The following is a 20,768-nucleotide window of genomic DNA, read 5'->3' on the forward strand; positions in this document are numbered from 1 at the left end:
CCGATAGAATGTCGACCATGACAGCTGCCCACGCCCGTCCCGAGCTTCTCTCGCTCGCGGACTGGCGTGCCCTTCCTGAGGACGAGAACTCGCGCATCGAACTCCAGGAAGGTCTTCTCGTCGTGCAGCCAAGCCCTACCAAGGTCCACGCGCTGATCGTGGCGAAACTGATGTTGCAGTTGCAGTTGCAGTTGCCGAACGGGGTAGTGGCGCTCACCGACCTCGAGGTGGTGGTCGATCCAGAAACACCGGCCACCGTCCGAATCCCGGATGTGGTCGTCTGCCCAGACACGCCGAGCGCGCGACTCGACCTCGCCGATGTCTTTCTGGTCGTCGAAGTCCTCTCCCCGGGCACCCGTCGCACCGATCTGGTGACCAAGCGCAGCGAATACGCCGATGCCGGCATCGTGCACTACTGGATCGTCGACCCCCGAGATCGATCACTCACGGCACTCGAACTCGGTTCGAACGGTTACGAGGGGCACACGCAGACCGGCGAGTTCTCGACCCAGCGACCGTTCCCGGTCACGATCGACCTCGACGCTCGGTGAGTGACCTCAGCCCGCTGCCGTGAGACCCCGATATGCGGCGAGCGCCGCGCAATGAGGTCATGCTTTGACACCATCCGGCAACGGGCGCTACCACTTGATCATGAGTGATCCGGTGCTGGTCGAGGTGGACGATGCGATGGCGATCGTGACGTTGAACCGGCCGGAGGCCCGCAACTCGCTGAGCGTCGAGTTGGTCGAGGAGCTGAGCTCGGCACTGCGTGACCTGGATGAGACCAGCACCGTACGCGCGATCGTCCTCACCGGTGCCGATCCGGCGTTCTGCGCCGGCCTTGATCTCAAAGCTCTTGCGGCGGATGGTCAGCGCTACCTCGAGCGGTATCGGGAGTCGGACTGTATCTCGCTGATCGGCAGACTTGCCACACCAATCGTCGGCGCGATCAACGGGGCGACGTTCACCGGCGGCCTGGAGATCGCGCTTGGCTGCGACTTCCTCATCGCCAGCGAACGAGCCCTGTTCGCCGACACCCATGTCCGTGTCGGCGTCCTCCCCGGCGGAGGGCTGACGGCGCGACTGCCCGATCGGGTCGGCAGTGGATGGGCACGCCGCATGTCGTTCACCGGCGAGATCGTCGACGCCGCCCTCGCGTGCCGGATCGGCCTGGTCACCGAGGTGGTGCCCCACGACCGGTTGCTGCGCCGCGCCCGCGAACTGGCCGGCCGGATTGCGGATGCCGAGCGCGACAGTCTCCGTGCGCTGAAGCAGGTCTACGCGCAAGGCTGGGCGGCGGGCCCGGGCCGCGGCCTGGAGCTGGAATCGCAACTGGCTGCGGCCACGCCACCCGACTGGGGTCAGCTCGAGTCGAACCGTCAGCAGGTGTTGGCGCGCAACAGGTCTCAGCTGGGCGGTTGAGACTCTGCTCCCTCCGTTTGCGGTTGCGTTCCTGGCGTCTGCGGGCATGTTTGTCCGCACCCGACTCCGTGAGCGGGTGGGAGGCGTCGGCCGTTCGGCCACCTGCGGGAGCCGGTCCCGCAGGGCGACCGCACGCCGCAGGAACTGTTCGGCCTCGCGCTGGGAGATCGCCTTCGACTGCGCGATCCGCACCGCGCAGTCGGCGAACCCGTCCACCAACACCAAGTCAATCCACGAGGGCCGGATCTGGCCGCCCCACGACGATGCGCCGGAGAATGCTCCGTGTAGCAAGACCAGGGGCTCTCCGTCGCCGTGGACTTCTTGCCGGACGCGAGAGTCGAATCAAGTGGACTTCTTGCCACCGTCGCCTCGTCTGTTTGGCAGACTGTGGACATGGCACAAATCATTCTGGGCGGAAATCCGATCAACACCGTTGGCGAACTCCCTGCAGTCGGCTCCCCGGCTCCCGAGTTCACATTGACCGGCGGCGACCTGTCCCCGGTCGTCAGCAGCAGCTACAAGTCGCAAGCCCTGCTGCTGAACATCTTTCCGTCCATCGACACCGGAGTCTGCGCCGCGAGTGTGCGGACCTTCAATCAGCGCGCCGCCGAAACCGGCGCCACCGTGCTGTGCGTGTCCAACGACCTCCCCTTCGCCCAACAGCGCTTCTGTGGCGCCGAGGGCATCGAGAACGTCACGGCGGCTTCCGCATTCCGGGACTCGTTCGGCAAGGACTACGGCGTCACCATCGTCGATGGTCCGATGGCCGGACTCCTGGCACGTGCGGTCGTGGTGATCGCGGCCGACGGCACTGTGGCGTACACGGAATTGGTCCCCGAGATCGGCAAGGAGCCGAACTATGACGCAGCGATGGAGTTCATGAAGTAGGTGTTGCGGCAGATCGTCGCCACCGATCGCCACTGATCGCAGGGGCCGACTGGATTCCGATCCTCTGCGTTTGACCTTGTCATCGTGACAAGCTGTCTACTGGTCGGTGAGGAGGTGGTTCGAATGAACACCGTTGACCGACACGAGTCCGATACTCGTCTCACCCTTGCGCTGACCTGTGATGATCCGTCGACCCGTCTGCGTGCCGCGCTGGCTATCGGCTCTGTCGCGGACGCCGGAACGGTCGAACTGCTCATCGGCCGGTGCGGCGTCGAAGCGGACTTCTTCGTCCGTGACATGCTCACCTGGGCGTTGTGCCGCGCGCCGGCCGATCTCACCGTGCCGCGACTGCTGGTCGAGCTCGACGCCGAGAACCCGCAGGCGAGAAGCCAAGCGCTGCATACCTTGTCGAAAATCGGCGACCCGCGGGCGTGGCCTGCGGTCTCCCGGATGGTGCACGATACGAACGACGAGGTCGCCCGCGCCGCGTGGCGGTCCGCGATCGCACTCGTGCCGACCCAGAGCGAGGGGGATCTGGCCGTCGAGCTGGCACGGGAATTGGGTCGCGGTGACGAGGACCTGCAACGCAGCCTGAGTCGGGCGTTGATCGCCCTCGGCGATGTCGGCGTCGGGGCGACGACCGCCGGGCTGGACAGTCCCGATCCCCGGATCCGGGCACACGCCCACGCCACCAAGAGGCTGCACGAGTACCCGGATTCCGGTTTCGCGGTGTCGCTGTTCCTGGCCACCGGCGGGTCGACGGGCTAGATGCACGATGGCAGGCGGCCATGTTGATCGGTGAGGTATCGCGGCGGTCGGGGGTCAGCGCCCGCATGCTGCGGCATTATGACCGGCTCGGGCTGGTGACCCCGACCGGCCGCACCTCGGGTGGTTACCGCGAGTACAGTGCCGACGACATCCGCCGACTGTTCCACGTCGAGAGTCTGCGAACCCTTGGCCTCACCCTCCCGGAGGTCAAGGGCGCGCTCGACGATCCGGACTTCTCACCGTCGAGGATGGTCGCCGATCTCATCGACCGCACCCGGCAACGGATCGCCGACGAACGGGAGCTCCTGGCCCGGCTGGAACGCGTCGATTCCTCATCCCCCGCCGGGTGGGAGGATGTACTCAGGGTGCTCACGCAGTTGCGGGCGCTGGAGTCGTCGTCGGCGGCCCGACGCCAACAGGTCGTTCTGTCCCAGACCGCCGACGACCCAATCCCCGTCGATGAGCTGGTGAAAGCTCTTCTGTCCGAGGATGATCCCAACGTGGCCGGGGCATTGCGCTGGTCGTTGGCGCGCGCCGACGAGCGGGCGTTGCCGGCATTGAGCGAGGGCCTGGATTCGCCCGATGTCGTGGTGCGGCGCCGGGCCGCCGACGCGATCGCCGACCTCGACGCGGATGGGGTGACCCGACTGCTGCGTGGTGCGGTGTCGGACACGGACGACACCGTGCGTGACCGAGCCGCGCTGGCCCTTGCGGCCCGCGGCGACCGCCACGGTTTCGATGTCCTGGTCGACATGGTGGTCACCGGTCGTCACGATGTGGAGGCGGCCGAGGCGCTCGGCCGGGTCGGCGGAGCCGATGCCGTTGCGGCGCTCGGAGAAAGGCTCGGCACCGCAGACCCGGCGACACGACTGCGAATCGTGCAGGCGCTCGCCGAGATTCCCCATCAGGCCGCCCGGAGTGTGCTCACCGATCTCACCGAGGATGCCGACCACACCGTCGCGGCCACCGCCGCAGCGGTTCTCGCATCGGGCCCTTCCCCGAGCTGAGTGCGCCTCACTCCATCGAGATGAGAGGTGGGTTCCGAATTCATCCGGTCGAAGCCGCGACGCGGTACGCCAACTGTGAGTTGATCGCCCACGGTTTCGGCGAGACGCGCCGCATGGAAGTACTGACGGCACAATCAGTCTCGGTCTTCGGAGCAATCGAGAAGACGGTTGTCTCGTCCAACACCGCCGCTCACCATCGTCGACGATCCGATGTCGAACTCCTGTCACGTGCAGTCGTGGTGATCGCGGCCGACGGTATGGTGGCGTCCACGGAATCGGTCCCCGAGATCGGCAAGGTGCCGAACGATGACGCAGCGATGGAGTCGGTGTAGCCGAGTTCGCTGTCGGCGCTAAGACCCCTTCAACAGGAAAGCGGCGAGTTGTTCTCGGTCTGCCACATCGAGTTTGGTGCAGGCTCGGTAGATGTGGCCTTCGACCGTCCGTATCGAGAGGTGCAGGCGCTCGGCTACTTGGCGATTGGAGAGCCCTGCCGCGACGAGGTTGGAGATCTCGCGTTCGCGGACGGTCAACGGAAGCGGTTCGGCGGCCGCACGGATCGCAGGCGTGTCCGCCCCACCGCACAGCGCAGCGAGTCTGTTCGCGATTGCCGCCGACGCGGCGGTTCGTCGCCGATCATCGTGATGATGGTGCGCACTCGCCGCTTGGGCTGCCGCATCGGCCGCGGACAACAAGGCGCCACGCTTCTCGAATTCAGTTGCACAGCAATCGAGTTCGCAACCGTTATCCGCGACGACAGCGGCGGCGTGGCGCGCATAGAGCGGGGCCAGCGGCCCGTCGATTTGTCCGGCGAGTTCGGCCAGGCGAGATGCACCGTTACGATCGCCGAACCTTGCGGCCGCGTGTAATGCGTCCGCCTCGATGGCGAACTGGTGGGAATCAGCGGCGGCCTGCGCGGCCGCATGTGCGAGTTCGATTGCGCGGGTCGGTGTGCCTTCCGCGGCGGCCATCCACGCCTCCGCAACTTGTATCTGCGGTTGAAAGACGGCGTGACGCCGGCCGAGCCTATCCCGGGCCACCGCGATGACCGACTCGGCGTCGGCGGAGCGGCCGAGCGCAGCGTGAGCTTTGCACAGTGCGATCCGTGCCGGAAAACTCCATGCCGGAGTGGAATCAGACAGTAGCGCTGCGACCGAGGCCTCGAGAGTGTCCACCGCATGACCGAACTTGCCTTGAGCCACTTCGACCCAGCCGAGCATGGTGCTTGCCATACCCCATGCAAGGTACTGCCCCGACGTCGAGAATCCACCGAACTCGGCAGCCCTGCTCTCCGCGCCCGCGAACCGACCTGTCTGCGTGAGTGCTTGGACTTCACCGAATTCGGCGAGGTGGACGAGCAGTCTGTCCACGCGACTCTTGACCGGTTCGAGCCTGGCGGCGACCTCATCGATTTCGTTGCCACGCCCAATAGGTCCGAGTGTCAGGCTGACGGTCAGCACTGCCCAGGCGATCGCCCACGACGGCGCGGCCGGCAGCGCAAGAAGTCGCCGGCCGATGGCCAACGCATCGTCGAGTCGGTTCTGGTAGAAGGCCGACGCGGATTCGAGACCTTCGACGATCAGCGCGAGTGGAGGCTCGGAGATCCTCGACTTCAAGACTGCGAGGATGGGGTCACCTTCCTCCGCATTCCCAACGGAGAAATACAGATTCGAGCACCGAGTCGATCCCCATCGCAACAGAGAGGGATCATCGAGTTGGTCCGGATCGAACTTGATCATCAGCTCCTCGACCTGCTGCGCGCGCCCCTGCCACAGCAGTGCGCGGGCAAGGAGGTCCGCGGCTTCGAGGCCGCCGCCGCGTTGCACCGCCGCGCGGGCGAACCGTTCACCCGCAGCGACGTCGCTCAACGCGACGGCCGCGAGTGCGGCATCAACGAGGAGGTCGACGTCGACGGGTTGATCGCTTCCGAGAGCAAGGTCGGCGAGACGAATGCGATCCGATTCGCGGCCCCTTTCTCGTGCCCGCATGACCTTGACGAGTTGGCCACGCAGCCGCCGGGATGTCGTCACGCCCAGCCGTCGGCGGATCACCTCACCGAACAGTGGGTGGGTGAACCGCGCGATGAATCGATCCCCGTCTTGCGAGACGTGGATGAGGCCACGCGCCTCGGCCTCCTCGACGGTTTCGGTTCCCGCTAGTTCACCGAGGACATCCAGGTTGATCGGTTCGCACAGACTCAGGATCTTCAGCGCATCGATGACATTGTCCGGGAGGCGTTCGATGCGCCCCTCCAACAGCACGGCGAGTTCGTTGGTGATCGTCGCACGTCCGCGGAGCTGCCACACCCCGCGAACCTTGCGCAGCCGTCCGGCGTCGAGCGCACCCTCGACGAGGTGCCGCAGAAAGAGTGCGTTGCCTCCGGACGCTTCCCACATGAGGTCTGCCGAGAGCCCCTCGAGGTGTCCTCCGAGCGCTGACTCGACCAACTCGATGCTTTGCTTCTTGGTGAACGGGCTCAAGTCCAGACGGGTCAGGTAACCGTCCTTCCACAGCGACGTGACGGCGTCGGGCACGTTCTCGCCGCTGCGTACCGTCGCGATGATGTGAGCGGTCTGGTCGATGGCGAGTTGGTGGAGCAGTGTGGCGGAGAGCTGGTCGAGCAGGTGCGCATCATCGACGCCGAGCACGAGCGGACCGTCGGCGAGTAGCGCGTCGCGGACAGCCGAAAGGATCAAGACCGGGTCGCGCAGAGTTCCGGGGCTGATCAGATGTCCGAATGCGCCGAGCGGAATGCTGCGTGCCGATTCCGTGCCAGCCACCCACCGCACAGCACTGTCGACAGACTCGGTCACGCAACGCGCAAGGGTGGTCTTGCCGACTCCGGCCGGACCGGTGAGCAGCACACCGCATCCGATGCCGCGCTCTGGTCTCAACGCTGCCCGGATCGCGTCGAACTCGCGTGGGCGTTCGACGAGCGGCCACGCTCCTGTCATGAACCGAGCCTAATCTTCCATGTGTCGGAATTTGGCGTTTCCGGCAGTGGTGGGAGGATTCGAGTAGCACTAGATCTCCAGTGCATTTCGACGGCGTGAACTGTGATTTTCCGTCCAGGCATCGAGCCGTCTGTCCGTCAATTCGCGTCCACATCAAGAATCTTGCAGTCGCGTCAACCATGACCATTGACCCGACGCCGGACCGCGCCGGGCACCGATGAGCTGCAACAAGAACGGGTAGGCGCCGGCCGCGTCGACCACGAATCACAACGTCGCCGGATTGGACCTGACGACGCCTGACAGGGCTCAGGAGAGAACGAGTACCGCCAGCGCCGCTTGGCGCGGAATCGTGACGTCGAGACCGGTCAGCGCCCGGAACCGAGCGAGGCGATTGAGGACGGTATTACGGTGACAGTACTGGGTTTTCGCGGTGACACTGATACTGCCGCACTCCAGGTAAGCGGCAACGGCGGCGACGACAGGTTCACGCTCGACGTCTGGTAACCGATTCAACGAATCGAGGACGTCGGACGTGAACTCCTGTCCGAGATCGAGGTGAGCCTTGCTCATCCGCGCCCACGCTTCTTCGGCGGTGAGCAACCGTTGCTCATTCGGCTGCAGCGCCGCAAGAAGTTCACACGCCGCCGAAGCTGCTTTGGGCACGCCGCTGAGGCCATGAACGCGGGGAACAAGACCCGCTGCCATTCCCGCCAGTGACCGGGTTTGAATTTCCGTGGCGTGATCACGCAGTTTGTTGCCGACCGGCCAGAGGGCCAATACGGCGTCACCGTGTCTGATCGCGAACATCTTCGCGCCGGTAGCGGTCACGGTTTGGACGGCCCGGTACGCGTCGTGAGTGGCATGTCTCTCGAGTGCGGCGACTCGAAAATCGCCGTCGGCGTCCACGTCGAGCGCCCGAGCGATTCGCGTGAGGCGGCCTGGCACTGTTGCCGCAGGTTCGAACAGTTCCGCCAGGAAGATTTGTTGTTCGTCGTGGGCGGACCTGGCCATGGCGGCGCGTTCGTCGAGGTAACTGTGCTGCACGCTGCGCGCATACTCGTCGATCACCGTCCACAACTCGTCCACGTGCAGCGCCAGCACCATCATGTCGGCGTGCGTTGCACGCCAGAGAAGTCCCGACCAGATGACCTGGAAGTCGAGGCGAACCGCGGCCACCAGATCCTCGACGGGCACGCCACGACGGGCACGCTCGCGGCCCAGTTGCCCGGTGAAGCCACTCAATGTCGACGCACTGGTCTGTTTGCTGACCGCCTCAAGGATGAGCGCGATCGATTCGTGCGCGGTCTCGCGCAGATGAGCCTCGTCGAGCACACCGCTCCGATACGTCGGGATGGCGCCGACCTCGGTGATGAACGAACTCACCAAATCGTCCAACTCGCGCCCGGTCGCGGCCACCAGTTCCAGCCAACGAGGCAGGCTGTCCGCGCGCCGTTCCGCAAGGTTTCGCATCAGCGGCTCCGTTTCGGCCTATTACGTCTGTGTCACGTGCAGTTGTCGCGGATAGGTCGGGTGCTGACGTCCGATCGCGGCCGGTACGGGTCGTGAGCTGGCGCTTTGTGCTGTGGCACCGGTGACGGGGCAGCCTCCCCGACTCCTCACTCTATGTGCATTTGCACAAGCACGTCGAATGATTGAGGGGCAAATCGGCCTATCGGCGACCCTTGGCGAGGCGGTTTCATGAATTCAGGAACGACGAGGTTCTCCCCCGTACATTTCGACTTCCGAGGTTAGTTATGACACCGACCACCACCGGCGACACCGTCGCACCCACCGCTGGCGTAGAGACTGCGCGCCGTGTCGCGCTGGCCGCATTCGTCGGCACCGCGATGGAGTGGTACGACTTCTTTCTCTTCACGACGGCTGCCGCGTTGGTCTTCAACGCCCAGTTCTTCGTATCTGACAATGCACTCGCTGCCACGTTGGCATCGTTCGCGACGCTGGCTGTGGGATTCATCGCCCGCCCGTTCGGTGGCCTGCTGTTCGGCTGGCTCGGGGACAAAATCGGTCGCCGTAAGGTTCTGCTGACCACGATCGTCATGATCGGCGTCGCGACCGTGCTGATCGGACTGTTACCGAACTACTTCTCCATCGGTGCGATCGCTCCGATTGCGCTGGTCACCTTGCGAATCCTGCAGGGGCTGGCCGTGGGAGGTGAGTGGAGCGGGGCGGTGACACTCACCACCGAGAACACACCCCCGGCGCATCGCGCGAAGTTCGCCGCCATCCCGCAGCTGGGTTCGCCGGTCGGCACCATTCTGTCCTCAGGTGCTTTCTTCGTGACCTCAGCACTGGTGTCGGAAGACAACTTCAAGGACTGGGGATGGCGCATCCCGTTCCTTCTCGCATTGCCGCTGCTCGTCTTCTGCGTGATGCTGCGTCGACGACTCGAAGAGTCGCCTGCCTTCCTGGAGCTGCAGGAGGAGGGTGAGGTGGCCAGCGCCCCCCTCAAGCAGGTCTTCGTCAAGCATTGGCGGCAGATCCTGGCCGGTGCGGCAGTGGGATTGCTGGGCGTTGCCGGCTTCTACATCGTCACGACGTTCATCATCAGCTACGGAAAACGCGTTCTCGGCCTGAGTCCCACCCTGCTGCTGGCCGCGACCTTCATCGCAGCGACCTTCGAGCTGGCGGTGATCTGGACCGGAGGCCGTCTCGGGCAACGGTTCGGCTCGACAGCCGTGTCGATCTGGTCCGGCGTCGGTTCGGCGGTGCTGGCCGTACCGGTCTTCTGGCTCATCGGCACCGGAAACCCGTTGTGGGTTGTGATCGCGATGACGATTGGCGTCTGCGCCCTGTCGTATGCGTACTCGGTCCAGGGGGCCATCGTCACCAGCTTGTTCCCGGCCAAGGTCCGTTACAGTGGGGTTGCGGTGTGCTCCAATCTTTCCGGAGTAGTCGGTGGGCTGGTTCCACTGCTCGCGACGGCCGTCCTGACTGTGACCGGCGACGTCCTGTGGCCGAGTGCCCTCATGCTCGTAGTCCTTGCGATGATCACCGTGGGTGGAGCCATCTGGGCTCGCAGGCTGTGCATCCCCGAAGCGGGACTCAAGCACTGACGCCTCGTCGACCGTTCACCGAGACACGATCATGCCCACAACATCATCCTCCACATTCAGGGAGTATCCGATGACCAACGCCATAGCGCTCGATGAGCGCACCGAAACCGAACTGCGCGAAGAACTTGCGGCCGTGTACCGGCTCGTCGCCCACTATCGCATGACCGACCTCATCTTCACTCACATCTCGCAGCGACTGCCCGGGGCCGAGCCACGGTTTCTGATCAATCCGTACGGGCTGCTATTCCACGAGATCACCGCGTCGAGCCTTGTCGAGGTGGATCTGAACGGGAATCTGTTGTCCCCCTCAGAGCTTCGTGTCAACCCCGCCGGCTTCGTCATTCACAGCGCCATCCATCAGGCACGGACGGACGCGCACTGCGTGCTGCACACGCACACGAAGGCCGGCTGCGCGGTGGCCGCGCAGTCCGATGGGCTGCTGCCCTACAACCAGACAGCGATGGAGTTCTACGGCCGCGTGGCCTATCACGATTACGAGGGTGTTGCTCTCGATGATGCCGAAAAGGCGCGACTGGTAGACGATCTGGGCGACAACAACGCTCTGATCTTGCGTAACCATGGGCTACTCACGACCGGTGACAGCGCGGCGCGAGCCTTCCTTCGGATGTTCTATCTCGAGCGCGCCTGCGAGATTCAGGTCGCGGCACAGTCGACCGGGGTCGACCTGATCATCCCGGATGCAGCGGTATGCGAGAGGACGGCCCGACAACTCAACAACGAACGGCCCGTCGGCGCCACCAATGACCGTGACAATAGCGACAACTGGGATCTCGCATGGAGCGCGCTGTTGCGCGAGGTCGAGAGCTTCGCGCCGGATTACCGCAACTGAGACTGGAGTGATCATGAATACGACGACCATTCAAACATCCCCCGCGCAGACGTTCTTGACAGATTTCGCAACGATGTCGACCTTCGGCGCCACCGAGCGTGGTGGTGTCGACCGACAAGCGGCAACAGAATCTGATGGTGCGCAACGCTCTTGGCTGAAGAGCTGGCTCACCGACCACGGATTTGAAACCGGCTACGACAGCGTCGGGAACCAATTCGGTCTACTGACACCGCATCCTGGCGCACCCTACATCCTGACCGGCTCCCACATGGACAGCCAACCCCGCGGAGGTCGATTCGACGGCGCGTACGGCGTGCTCGCGTCCGCTCATGCGGCCGTCCGCGCCCTCGCGCGATGGTCAGAATCGAACGAGGTGCCACAATTCAATGTGGCAGTTGTGAATTGGTTCAACGAAGAGGGTTGTCGCTTCGTGCCGAGCATGATGGGCAGCTCGGTGTTCTCCGGCAAGATGAGCGGCGAGGACGCGCTGTCGACCACCGATCTGAACGGCGTGAGCGTTCGCGAAGCTTTGGCCGAGGTAGGCACCGTCGGCGACTTTGTCATGCCTGCCGTGTCCGGCTATGCCGAGATTCACATCGAACAAGGTCGCTCTCTGGAAAACAGCAACACCACAATCGGATTGGTGTCGGCCACCTGGGGAGCCCGCAAACTTGCCCTGACGGTGACCGGCGACCAATCGCATACCGGGTCGACCCTGATGAGCGACCGGCGCGACGCACTACTCGGCGCGTCGATGGTTGTGGTCCTCGCAAGAGAACTTGCCGAGGAGTTCGCGGACGCTCCCCTCCACACATCCGTGAGTCAGATGGTCATCGAGCCCAACTCCCCGGTCGTCGTGGCGCGAGAGGTCCGCTTCAACCTCGACATGCGGTCTCCCGACGAATCCACGCTCCGCGCGGCCGAAGCCTCTCTGAGAAAGCGTCTTTCGAGTATCGAAGACCGGGCGCAGGTTTCCATCGCGGTCGAATGCACGCACGAATGGGGGCAGAACCCCTTCCCCCAGGAAGGGGTGGCATTGGCCCGCAAGGCCGCCGAGCATCTCGGCCTGACCAATGCCGAGGTGCTCACGGTGGCCGGGCATGATTCGGTGAACATCAAGGAAATGGTGCCGTCCGTCATGCTGTTCGTACCGAGCGTCGACGGCGTCTCGCACAACGAGGGCGAGTTCACCCGCAACGAGGATTCGTGCGCCGGGGTCGATATGCTGACCGAGGTGCTCTACCGGATGATGGCAGGCGATCTCGACGGGGATGGTCCTCGATGACATTCCGCGCGGTCATCGTCGATCCGGCACGCTTTCTCGAGCCGCCGCCACAGGGGTGGCCGGACGGGTGGTCGGTGCAGTTCACCACCGAAATCCCCAGCAGCCCAGGAATTCATGCGATGAGCGTAAGCCCTGACGCCGGACGGATCGGTGCGGAGATGCTCGACGCCCTGCCAGATCTTCGCGTGCTCGGCGCCACCTCGGTGGGCGTCGACCACCTTGACGTCGATGCCGCGGCCGCACGCGGGATCGCCGTCGTCAACACCCTGGACTACTGCACCGACGAGGTTGCCGAGCACACGCTGGCGTTCATACTCATGCTGAGTCGGGCCATCCCCGGGTCGGACCGGGCGGTGCGCGACGGTTCGTGGGAACTTCCACACCGGCGTCCGAGGCCTTTCTCCCAGACGACGCTCGGGCTCTGGGGCTTCGGCGCAATCGGTTCTGCCGTCGCGAAACGCGCACAACTCCTGGGCTTTGACGTCCAGGTGTGTGCGCGGCGTTGCATCACGGCCGATACCGGGGTGCGCCAGGTCGACTGGGATCAGTTGGTGGGCACCAGTGATGTTCTGTCCGTTCATGTTCCACTCACATTCGACACCGTGGGCGCCATCGACGGACCCGTCCTGGCCGCGATGCGATCAGGAGCGTTGCTGGTCAACATGTCCCGCGGCGGCATTGTTGACGAGCACGCCGTCGCCGCCGCGCTCCGGTCCGGCCATCTCGGTGGCGCCGCGTTCGATGTCCTGGCCGCCGAGCCTCCGCTGCCGGACAACCCGCTGCTCAGTGCCCCGAACACGGTCATCACACCGCACGCCGCGTGGTACTCGACGAGAAGTGTGGAGCGTCCGGCCAGCCAGTTCGCCGAAGTGCTGAGCAATCTCAGTGCTGCGTAGTCCCCGAACGCATCGAGGGCGCCCGCCACTCACCTGAGCAGCTGGCACGCTGCGGATCCATCTGCCGGTGCAGTGGTGGTGGTTGTCAAGCGCACTCACCTCAGTTATTGTTTGTCATACAAACACTTGAGGAGATGATGACCACCAAAGGGCGAGCCACCCGCGACGCCGGCAAGGCAACGCGACAGTCATTGCTGCGCGCCGCCACCGAGGTGTTCACCGAGCACGGCGAGACCGCCTCGGTCGCTCAGATCTGCCAACGGGCCGACGCCTACCCGAATCAGGTCACCTACTACTTTGGCTCCAAAGAGCAGATGTTCGTCGAAGTGGCTTGCGCCGCGGTCCTTCGTGCCGGTCGGCACGCCGAGGAATCCGCCGCGCGGACTACCACCGTTCGCGACTACACCAGCACACTGGTCACAAGCCTCCTCGGGGACCATGGCCGCGACATCGAACTCTTCACCACCGCAATGCTTCTCGTCGCACGACGGACCGACTTGCGCGAGACGATCACCGAAACCCTGCGCACCCTGCATGAGCGCGGCGAACAGGCACTGGTGAACACGCTCGTCCGGACCGGTTGGCAGTTGCGCGCCGACATCGACGTCGAAGCCAAGGCCTTCTGGACCGCGATCTTCGGGATCGCAGTCCAAAAGGCAGCCACCGGAAGGGAATTCGACTCCTCGCTCGAGGACGCCGTGACCATCGTGTTCACCAACCTGCAGATCCCGGAGCATGTGCTGGACCGGAAGATCCATCGCGGCGGAGGTGGTTTCGACGACGCCCCCTCGGCTAGCGCCTCGGTGGCTGCTCAACCAGCGAGAGGTGACGCACCCTCGGGAATCGCTTCGCAGGGTGCTCAACCAGCGAGAGGTGACGCACCCTCGGGAATCGCTTCGCAGGGTGCTCAACCAGCGAGGAAAGACGCACCCTCGGGCATGGCCTCGGAAACTACTCACCCAGCGAAAGCAAAGTCCGGAAGGAACCGATCGTGACCCAGTCCACTACCCACGCCCACCCGCAGCCGCACACCACGCACGAGGTGTTCAACCAGTCGGCGCCACGCGTCAACGTCAACGAGTACGAGCTCAATACCGTTCTCGTCGAAGCGGTCCGGCGTCACGACGGCGGTTGGGCCGACGACGAGCTCCGCGAGATCGGCGCACTCGTCGGCACCGAACAGTTCCAGCACGACGCGCAACTGGCCAACACCATCACCCCCGAACTGCACACCTTCAACCGCTGGGGCCATCGCATCGACGAGGTCGAGTACCACCCGTCGTATCACCGGATCATCTCGGCGTCGGTCGCCCACGGCGCCCACACGCGATGCTGGGCCGACCCCCAGTCCGGCTCGCACGTGGTGCGCGCCGCCGCATTCATGCTGTTCGGGCAGATCGAACCGGGACACGCCTGCCCGGTGTCGATGACGCACGCGGTCATCCCGTCACTCGAGGTGCAGCCCGACGTCGCCGCGCTCTGGGTGCCGAAAGCTTTGTCGCGCAGCTACTCCCCCGACCTGTCGGCCGACAAGCAGTCGGCGATCTTCGGCATGTCGATGACCGAGAAGCAGGGCGGGTCGGATGTCCGCGCCAACACCACCGTCGCCACACCGGTCGGGGCCGGCGGCCCGGGCGCGGAGTACCTGCTGACCGGACACAAGTGGTTCTGCTCGGCTCCGATGTCGGACGCCTTCCTCGTCCTCGCACAGGCGCAAGGCGCTGCGGGCGAAGGACTTTCGTGCTTCCTGCTGCCGCGTGTCCTCCCCGACGGCACCCGCAACGTGTTCAAGATCCAGCGCCTGAAGAACAAGCTGGGCAACAAGTCCAACGCGTCGAGCGAGATCGAACTCGACGGCACCGTCGCGGTGATGATCGGTGAACCCGGCCGCGGGGTCCGGACGATCATCGAGATGGTCTCCCAGACTCGCCTCGACTGCCTGCTCGGCAGTGCAGCCGGCATGCGACAGTCCGTCGCCGAAGCCGTCTGGCACGCCCGGCACCGCGCCGCTTTCGGTGCGACACTGGCCGATCAGCCCGCGATGGCGGCGGTACTCGCCGACCTCGCCCTGGAATCCGAGGCAGCGACCGTCACAGGTATCCGACTGGCGCGGGCACACGACGAGGATGCCGACGATCAGGAACGCTCCTTCCGACGCCTCGCCGTCGCGGTGGCGAAGTACTGGATCTGCAAACGGGGACCGCACCACTCGTACGAGGCGCTGGAATGCCTGGGCGGCAACGGTTATACCGAGGACTTCCCTCTGGCGATGCGCTACCGCGAGCAACCGGTGATGGCCGTGTGGGAGGGATCGGGCAACGTGATCGCCCTCGACGTGCTGCGGGCGATGACCCGAGAACCGGAGTCGGTGGCTGCGTTCGACGCCGAGGTCCACCTCGCGCGCGGCAGCAACGCAACGCTCGACGCCCACCTCGACCGGTTGCGCATCGATCTCGGGGAGCTTCACAGAGACGGCGCACAGGCAGCACAGCGACGTGCCCGTGCGGTCGTTGAGTCGATGGCGCTGGCGCTGGAAGCCTCACTGCTGGTGCGGTTCTCGCCGACTCCGGTCGCTGACGCATTCATCGCCGCACGGCTGGGTGAGGACCGGAACTTCGAGTACGGCGCGCTGCCGGCGGGTGCGGACCTCGCCGCGATTCTGGAGCGGCACTGACACCAGCCACCGCTGTGGGAGGGTCTTGTGTGCACTGTGCACGCAAGACCCCTCTGTGGGTGTGGCTCATGTCGGCGGGTGTCCCTTCGACACGCCCACTCGTTCCTCGCGGGCTGCTCAGGGAGCAAAGACGGGGACACCCGTTCCTCGCGCGCTGCTCAGGGAGCGAACACGGGGACAACCGTTCCTCGCGCTGCTCAGGGAGCGAAGACGGGGACACCCGTTCCTCGCGGGCTGCTCAGGGAGCAAAAGCGAGGATACCCACCCGTTCCTTGCCGGATGCCCAGGGAGCGAAGGGACTACAGGATCACGCCGGGATTGAGCAGGCCCTGCGGATCGAGCGCGTCCTTGATCCGTTGGGTCAGGTCCATCACGTCGGGGCCCACCTGAGCGGGCAGCCAGCCCTTCTTGAGCCGGCCGACGCCGTGCTCACCGGTGATGGTGCCGCCCAACTCGATTGCCAGATCCATGACCTGCCCGAACGCGGACTGTGCGCGTGCGGACTCGTCGGCGTCGTCGGGGTTGAACACGATCAGCGGGTGGGTGTTGCCGTCGCCGGCGTGCGCGATCACCGAGATCATCACGTCGTTGTCGGAGGCGATCTTGCCCACCCCGTCGATCAGCGCAGGCAACGCCGGCAGTGGTACGCCAACATCCTCGAGAAGCAGCGAACCCAAGCGCTCGACGGCGGGAATCGCCGCACGCCGGGCGGCGGTGAACGCCTCGCCCTCCTCCGGGTCGTCGGTGGAGAACACCTCGTCGGCGCCGTTGGCCTCGAACGCCTGCTGAATGATCTCGACCTCGGCGATGCCCGCGGGGCCCGGCGCGTCGGACTGTGCGACGAGCAACGCACCTGCCTCGCGGTCGAGATCCATGTGCAGCATGTCCTCGACAGCGTTGATCGACACCTTGTCCATGAACTCGAGCATCGCGGGCCGGATCTTCGAGGTGATCGCCAGCACGGCTTCGGAGGCATCGTGGACCGACGAGAAGGTGCCGACCACCGTGCAGGCCGGTGCCTGCGGCGGCAGCAGCCGCAGCGTGGCCTCGGTGATGATGCCGAGTAGGCCCTCGCTGCCGACGAAGAGTTTGGTCAGGGGCAGGCCGGCGGAATCCTTGAGCTGTTTGCCGCCGAGTCGCACGGCCCGTCCGTCGGCCAGGACGACCTGCAGTCCGAGCACGTAGTCGGTGGTCACCCCGTACTTCACGCAGCACAATCCGCCGGCGTTGGTCGCGACGTTCCCGCCGATCGAGCAGATCTCGAAGGACGACGGATCCGGCGGATACCAGAGCCCTTCTGCCGCGGCGGCGGCCTTGACCTCGGAATTGAACAGGCCCGGCTGTGCCACCGCGGTGCGCGTCGCGGTGTCGATGGTGAGGTCCCGCATCTTCTCCGTCGAGAGCATCACCGCCCCGTCGACCGCCGTCGATCCGCCCGACAGGCTCGTGCCCGCGCCGCGCGTGATGATCTTGACGTCGTTGTCGGCGCACCACCGCACCACCGTCTGCACCTCGGCAGTGGTCGTGGGCCGGATCAGCACCAGCGGTGTGCCCGCATCGGGATCCTGTGCCCGGTCCTGGCGATATCCGGCGAGAATGTCGGGATCGGTCACCACCATCCCGTCCGGGAGTGCTGCGGCCAGAGAACCTGTGTCGACGGTGGTGACGCTCATGCGACCACGATATCCACCTCCGCCCGGCACAATGAAGACGTGAGCGACTTCAACAGCCAGATCATCGACGAGTTCCGGACCAACAACGGGCACGTGACGACGGCCGGCTTCGGCGACAACCTGATCCTCGTCCACACCGTCGGCGCAAAATCTGGCGAACCTCGCGTCAATCCCCTGCTCGCTCTGCCCGCCGACGACGGCTGGCTGGTCGTCGGATCGGCCGGCGGCTCGCCCGCGACGCCGGCGTGGGTGCACAACATCCGTGCCATGTCGGAGGTGACCATCGAGACGCCCACGTCCGGCGGGGTGACCGAGCGTCGAGCCCGCGTCTCCGAGATTCCGGACAGCGACTGGAACGACGCGTGGCAGCGTTTCCTGGACAAGTCCGACGGCTTCCGCAAGTACACCGAGACCGCGCAGGGCCGCCGGTTCCCGATTTTCCGCCTCACCCCGACGGCCTGAACCCGGCCCGCCGATGGTCGCTTTCGACAGGTACACCACCACCCCCGCAGTCCAGACGGCGGGCAGTTTGTCGGCGGGCCACATCGTGGCCGACTACGCCATCGACACCTATCTCGGCAGCGGCGCCAGCGCCGACGTCTACCGCGCGCACCGCACCGACGGGTCGGGCGGACCGATCGCCCTCAAGGTTCTGCACCCGACCACCGCCGACCAGGCGCGGGTGCGGGACCGGTTCGAGCGTGAGTTCACCATCGCGTCTCTGCTGCATCACCCCAACATCGTTCAGATGATTGCCCGGGGCGAGATCCCGCCGCCCGACTCCGGCGAAAATGACAGGGCGGCAACCGTTCTGTGGATGGCAATGGAGTATGTCGACGGATCGTCGGCGGCGTCGCTGATCCCGTTCGGCTTTCGTGAACCCGACACCGCCCGGATCACCGCCGTGGGTGACCAGATCGGCGCGGCCCTCGACTACGCCCACGAACAGGAAGTGCTGCACCGGGATGTCAAGCCGACCAACATGATCGTCGAGTCACCGGCAGGTCAGACGCGTGCAGTGTTGACCGACTTCGGCATTGCGCAACTCGTCGAGGACACCCGACCGCTGGCCCGCAACGGGCGCGTCCAAGGATCCGTCGCCTATGCCGCCCCCGAATTACTGACGGCACAACGCCTTTCCCCGCAGACCGATGGTTATGCATTGGCGGCCAGCATGTTCGAACTGCTCGTCGGATCACCTCCGTTCCCACGGCCCACGGCCTTCGCGGTCACCCAGGCACACCTTCACGATCCGGTTCCGTCCCTGACGCGGCACCGGCCGTGGTTGCCGTCGTCGCTGAATGCGGTGTTCGCCAAGGCACTTGCGAAGCACGCGGGTGATCGATACGACACCTGCAGCGAGTTCACCGGCATCATCACTCGAACACTGCGGGATGTGCCGGTACCGCCGCCGTCCATTCCGCGGTTCCGCGGCGGCTGGCGACGTATGTCCGATTCGTGACGACTGTGATTCGGTGACAAAGATTTAACGTTCCCCGAGATGCCGGTGATCATGAGAATCGCTAACGTTGATGATCGTTGTGCCTGAAATCGCGACCGGGGTCACGCGATCCGTGAACCCCGCTCATCAACCGCCACACCCGACACCGAGGGAATCATGACGGCCGAATCGCCGACGACATATGACAATTCCGCACTCGCCCACGAGGACGAGGGCTACCACAAGAGTCTCAAACCCCGACAAATCCAGATGATCGCGATCGGCGGCGCCATCGGCACCGGCCTGTTCATGGGTGCGGGCAGCCGCCTGCACGACGCCGGGCCCGGCCTTTTCCTGGTCTACGCCGTCTGCGGTGTGTTCGTGTTCTTCATCCTGCGTGCGCTCGGCGAGCTGGTCCTGCATCGCCCGTCATCCGGGTCGTTCGTCTCCTATGCACGTGAATTCTTTGGGGAGAAAACAGCTTTCGTCACAGGCTGGCTCTACTTCTTCAACTGGGCGGCCACCGCGATCGTGGACGTCACCGCGGTGGCGCTCTACGTCCACTACTGGGGAATGTTCGAGGCGATCCCCCAGTGGCTGATCGCATTGATCGCGCTGTGCATCGTCCTCACCATGAACGTCATCTCCGTGAAGTTGTTCGGCGAGATGGAGTTCTGGGCGTCGATCGTCAAGGTCACCGCGCTGATCACGTTCCTGGTGGTCGGAATCGTCTTCCTCGCCGGCCGTTTCGAGATCGACGGGCAGCCCACCGGCATCAGCGTCATCACCGACAACGGCGGCCTGTTCCCGGAGGGCATCTTCCCGCTGTGCATCGTCACGTCCGGTGTGATCTTCGCTTACGCGGCAGTCGAATTGGTCGGCATCGCGGCGGGTGAGACGGCCGATCCGCCGAAAGTCATGCCGCGCGCCATCAATTCGGTGATCGTGCGTATCGCCGTGTTCTACGTCGGTTCGGTGCTGCTTCTCGCACTTCTGTTGCCCTACACCGCATACCACAAGGGCGAGAGCCCGTTCGTGACCTTCTTCTCCAAGGTCGGCATGCCTGCTGCCGGCGGCATCATGAACCTGGTGGTGCTGACCGCTGCGCTGTCGAGCCTCAACGCCGGCCTCTACTCCACCGGCCGCATCCTGCGTTCGATGGCGATGAATGGCAGCGGTCCCGCGTTCACCGCCAAGATGAACCGCAACGGCGTGCCCTTCGGCGGCATCGCCCTCACCGGCGCCCTGACGCTGCTGGGCATCGTCCTCAATCTCTTTGTGCCCGAAGATGCGTTCAACATCGCCCTCGACCTGTCCGCGCTGGGCATCATCTCGACGTGGGCGATGATCGTGGCATGCCAGATCCAGCTCTACCGGTGGGCACAGAAGGGCGTCGTCACCCGACCGGCCTTCCGGCTGCCCGGCACGCCGTGGACGAGCTATGCGACGCTCGTGTTCCTCGCCGCCGTGACCGTGCTGATGTGCTACGAAAACTATTGGAACGCAATCGCCATCGGCGTCATGATCCCGCTACTCGTCGGCGGATGGTATGCCGTGCGCGGCAAGGTGATGACGATCGCGACGCAGCGTCAGGGTTACACCGGCGAGTACCCTGTGGTACCGCAACCGCCGGTGCCGGAGGGGCCGCATCACCATGAGCGGGAGGGTGATTCGGAGGAGTAGCTGAGACGGGGTGGTCTCGATGCGGCGCCTCGCTGCGCTCGGAGCCTTACTCGACCAGCGAGAGATGCGGTCGTCGCAAGGTCCTCCCTTACTCGACCAGCGAGAGGGATACGGTCGTCGCAGGCTCCTCCCTCACTCGACCAGCGAGAGCGACGC

The 20,768-nt window shown here is 65.1% G+C and carries 17 protein-coding genes and 1 pseudogene; 15 read left to right on the forward strand and 3 right to left on the reverse strand.

What is annotated here, in order from left to right:
* The first annotated feature begins 17 nt into the window (after positions 1-17).
* The 6 genes from ACWDTI_RS25095 (at position 18) to ACWDTI_RS25120 (ending at position 4,417) form a co-directional block, all read left to right on the forward strand.
* On the forward strand, positions 18-551 hold the full coding sequence (locus ACWDTI_RS25095) for a Uma2 family endonuclease (RefSeq protein ID WP_449740851.1): 534 nt from the start codon (positions 18-20) through the stop codon (positions 549-551).
* A gap of 100 nt (positions 552-651) precedes the next feature.
* Positions 652-1,422, forward strand: a complete 771-nt coding sequence (locus ACWDTI_RS25100; RefSeq protein WP_449740852.1) for an enoyl-CoA hydratase — start codon at positions 652-654, stop codon at positions 1,420-1,422.
* Positions 1,423-1,815: 393 nt separating this feature from the next.
* Entirely contained in the window at positions 1,816-2,310 is a 495-nt protein-coding gene (tpx, locus tag ACWDTI_RS25105) for a thiol peroxidase (RefSeq protein ID WP_449740853.1), read from the forward strand.
* Between the two features lie 123 nt (positions 2,311-2,433).
* Positions 2,434-3,078 (forward strand): HEAT repeat domain-containing protein, encoded by a 645-nt coding sequence (locus ACWDTI_RS25110; RefSeq protein ID WP_449740854.1) that lies wholly within the window; start codon positions 2,434-2,436, stop codon positions 3,076-3,078.
* A gap of 20 nt (positions 3,079-3,098) precedes the next feature.
* Positions 3,099-4,085: a HEAT repeat domain-containing protein gene (locus ACWDTI_RS25115; protein WP_449740855.1), complete on the forward strand. Its 987-nt coding sequence runs from the start codon at positions 3,099-3,101 to the stop codon at positions 4,083-4,085.
* Positions 4,086-4,198: 113 nt separating this feature from the next.
* On the forward strand, positions 4,199-4,417 hold the full coding sequence (locus ACWDTI_RS25120; protein WP_449740856.1) for a hypothetical protein: 219 nt from the start codon (positions 4,199-4,201) through the stop codon (positions 4,415-4,417).
* An 18-nt stretch (positions 4,418-4,435) separates the two neighbouring features.
* On the opposite strand, the gene ACWDTI_RS25125 is transcribed toward ACWDTI_RS25120, so the two are convergent.
* Both ACWDTI_RS25125 and ACWDTI_RS25130 read right to left on the reverse strand, forming a co-directional pair.
* Positions 4,436-7,036, reverse strand: coding sequence for a LuxR C-terminal-related transcriptional regulator (locus tag ACWDTI_RS25125; protein WP_449740857.1), 2,601 nt, complete (start codon positions 7,034-7,036; stop codon positions 4,436-4,438).
* Between the two features lie 306 nt (positions 7,037-7,342).
* Entirely contained in the window at positions 7,343-8,368 is a 1,026-nt protein-coding gene (locus ACWDTI_RS25130) for a PucR family transcriptional regulator (protein ID WP_449740858.1), read from the reverse strand.
* Positions 8,369-8,790: 422 nt separating this feature from the next.
* On the opposite strand from ACWDTI_RS25130, the gene ACWDTI_RS25135 reads away from it, so the two are divergent.
* The 6 genes and pseudogenes from ACWDTI_RS25135 (at position 8,791) to ACWDTI_RS25160 (ending at position 15,815) form a co-directional block, all read left to right on the forward strand.
* Positions 8,791-10,110, forward strand: coding sequence for an MFS transporter (locus ACWDTI_RS25135; protein ID WP_449740859.1), 1,320 nt, complete (start codon positions 8,791-8,793; stop codon positions 10,108-10,110).
* Between the two features lie 70 nt (positions 10,111-10,180).
* Entirely contained in the window at positions 10,181-10,960 is a 780-nt protein-coding gene (locus ACWDTI_RS25140) for a class II aldolase/adducin family protein (RefSeq protein WP_449740860.1), read from the forward strand.
* Between the two features lie 13 nt (positions 10,961-10,973).
* Positions 10,974-12,245: a M20 family metallo-hydrolase gene (locus tag ACWDTI_RS25145; RefSeq protein WP_449740861.1), complete on the forward strand. Its 1,272-nt coding sequence runs from the start codon at positions 10,974-10,976 to the stop codon at positions 12,243-12,245.
* Positions 12,242-13,141 carry a 2-hydroxyacid dehydrogenase gene (locus tag ACWDTI_RS25150; RefSeq protein ID WP_449740862.1) on the forward strand — a complete coding sequence of 300 codons (900 nt, stop codon included), beginning with the start codon at positions 12,242-12,244 and terminating at the stop codon, positions 13,139-13,141. The genes ACWDTI_RS25145 and ACWDTI_RS25150 overlap by 4 nt, the downstream gene beginning before the upstream one ends.
* A 137-nt stretch (positions 13,142-13,278) precedes the next feature.
* A pseudogene (locus tag ACWDTI_RS25155) lies at positions 13,279-13,896 on the forward strand (TetR/AcrR family transcriptional regulator C-terminal domain-containing protein); the annotation flags it as partial.
* Between the two features lie 236 nt (positions 13,897-14,132).
* Positions 14,133-15,815 carry an acyl-CoA dehydrogenase family protein gene (locus ACWDTI_RS25160; protein WP_449740863.1) on the forward strand — a complete coding sequence of 561 codons (1,683 nt, stop codon included), beginning with the start codon at positions 14,133-14,135 and terminating at the stop codon, positions 15,813-15,815.
* Between the two features lie 299 nt (positions 15,816-16,114).
* Here ACWDTI_RS25160 and ACWDTI_RS25165 read toward each other — a convergent pair whose 3' ends face one another.
* Positions 16,115-17,488, reverse strand: a complete 1,374-nt coding sequence (locus ACWDTI_RS25165) for an FAD-binding oxidoreductase (protein ID WP_449740864.1) — start codon at positions 17,486-17,488, stop codon at positions 16,115-16,117.
* A gap of 39 nt (positions 17,489-17,527) precedes the next feature.
* Here ACWDTI_RS25165 and ACWDTI_RS25170 point away from each other — a divergent pair, with 39 nt between their 5' ends.
* From ACWDTI_RS25170 to ACWDTI_RS25180, 3 genes are all read left to right on the forward strand, one after another.
* Positions 17,528-17,950 (forward strand): nitroreductase family deazaflavin-dependent oxidoreductase, encoded by a 423-nt coding sequence (locus ACWDTI_RS25170; RefSeq protein WP_449740865.1) that lies wholly within the window; start codon positions 17,528-17,530, stop codon positions 17,948-17,950.
* Positions 17,951-17,963: 13 nt separating this feature from the next.
* Positions 17,964-18,950, forward strand: coding sequence for a serine/threonine-protein kinase (locus ACWDTI_RS25175; RefSeq protein ID WP_449740866.1), 987 nt, complete (start codon positions 17,964-17,966; stop codon positions 18,948-18,950).
* A 156-nt stretch (positions 18,951-19,106) separates the two neighbouring features.
* On the forward strand, positions 19,107-20,612 hold the full coding sequence (locus ACWDTI_RS25180; RefSeq protein ID WP_449740867.1) for an amino acid permease: 1,506 nt from the start codon (positions 19,107-19,109) through the stop codon (positions 20,610-20,612).
* The last annotated feature ends 156 nt before the right edge of the window (positions 20,613-20,768 follow it).

The sequence above is a fragment of the Gordonia sp. NPDC003424 genome, assembly GCF_053588655.1.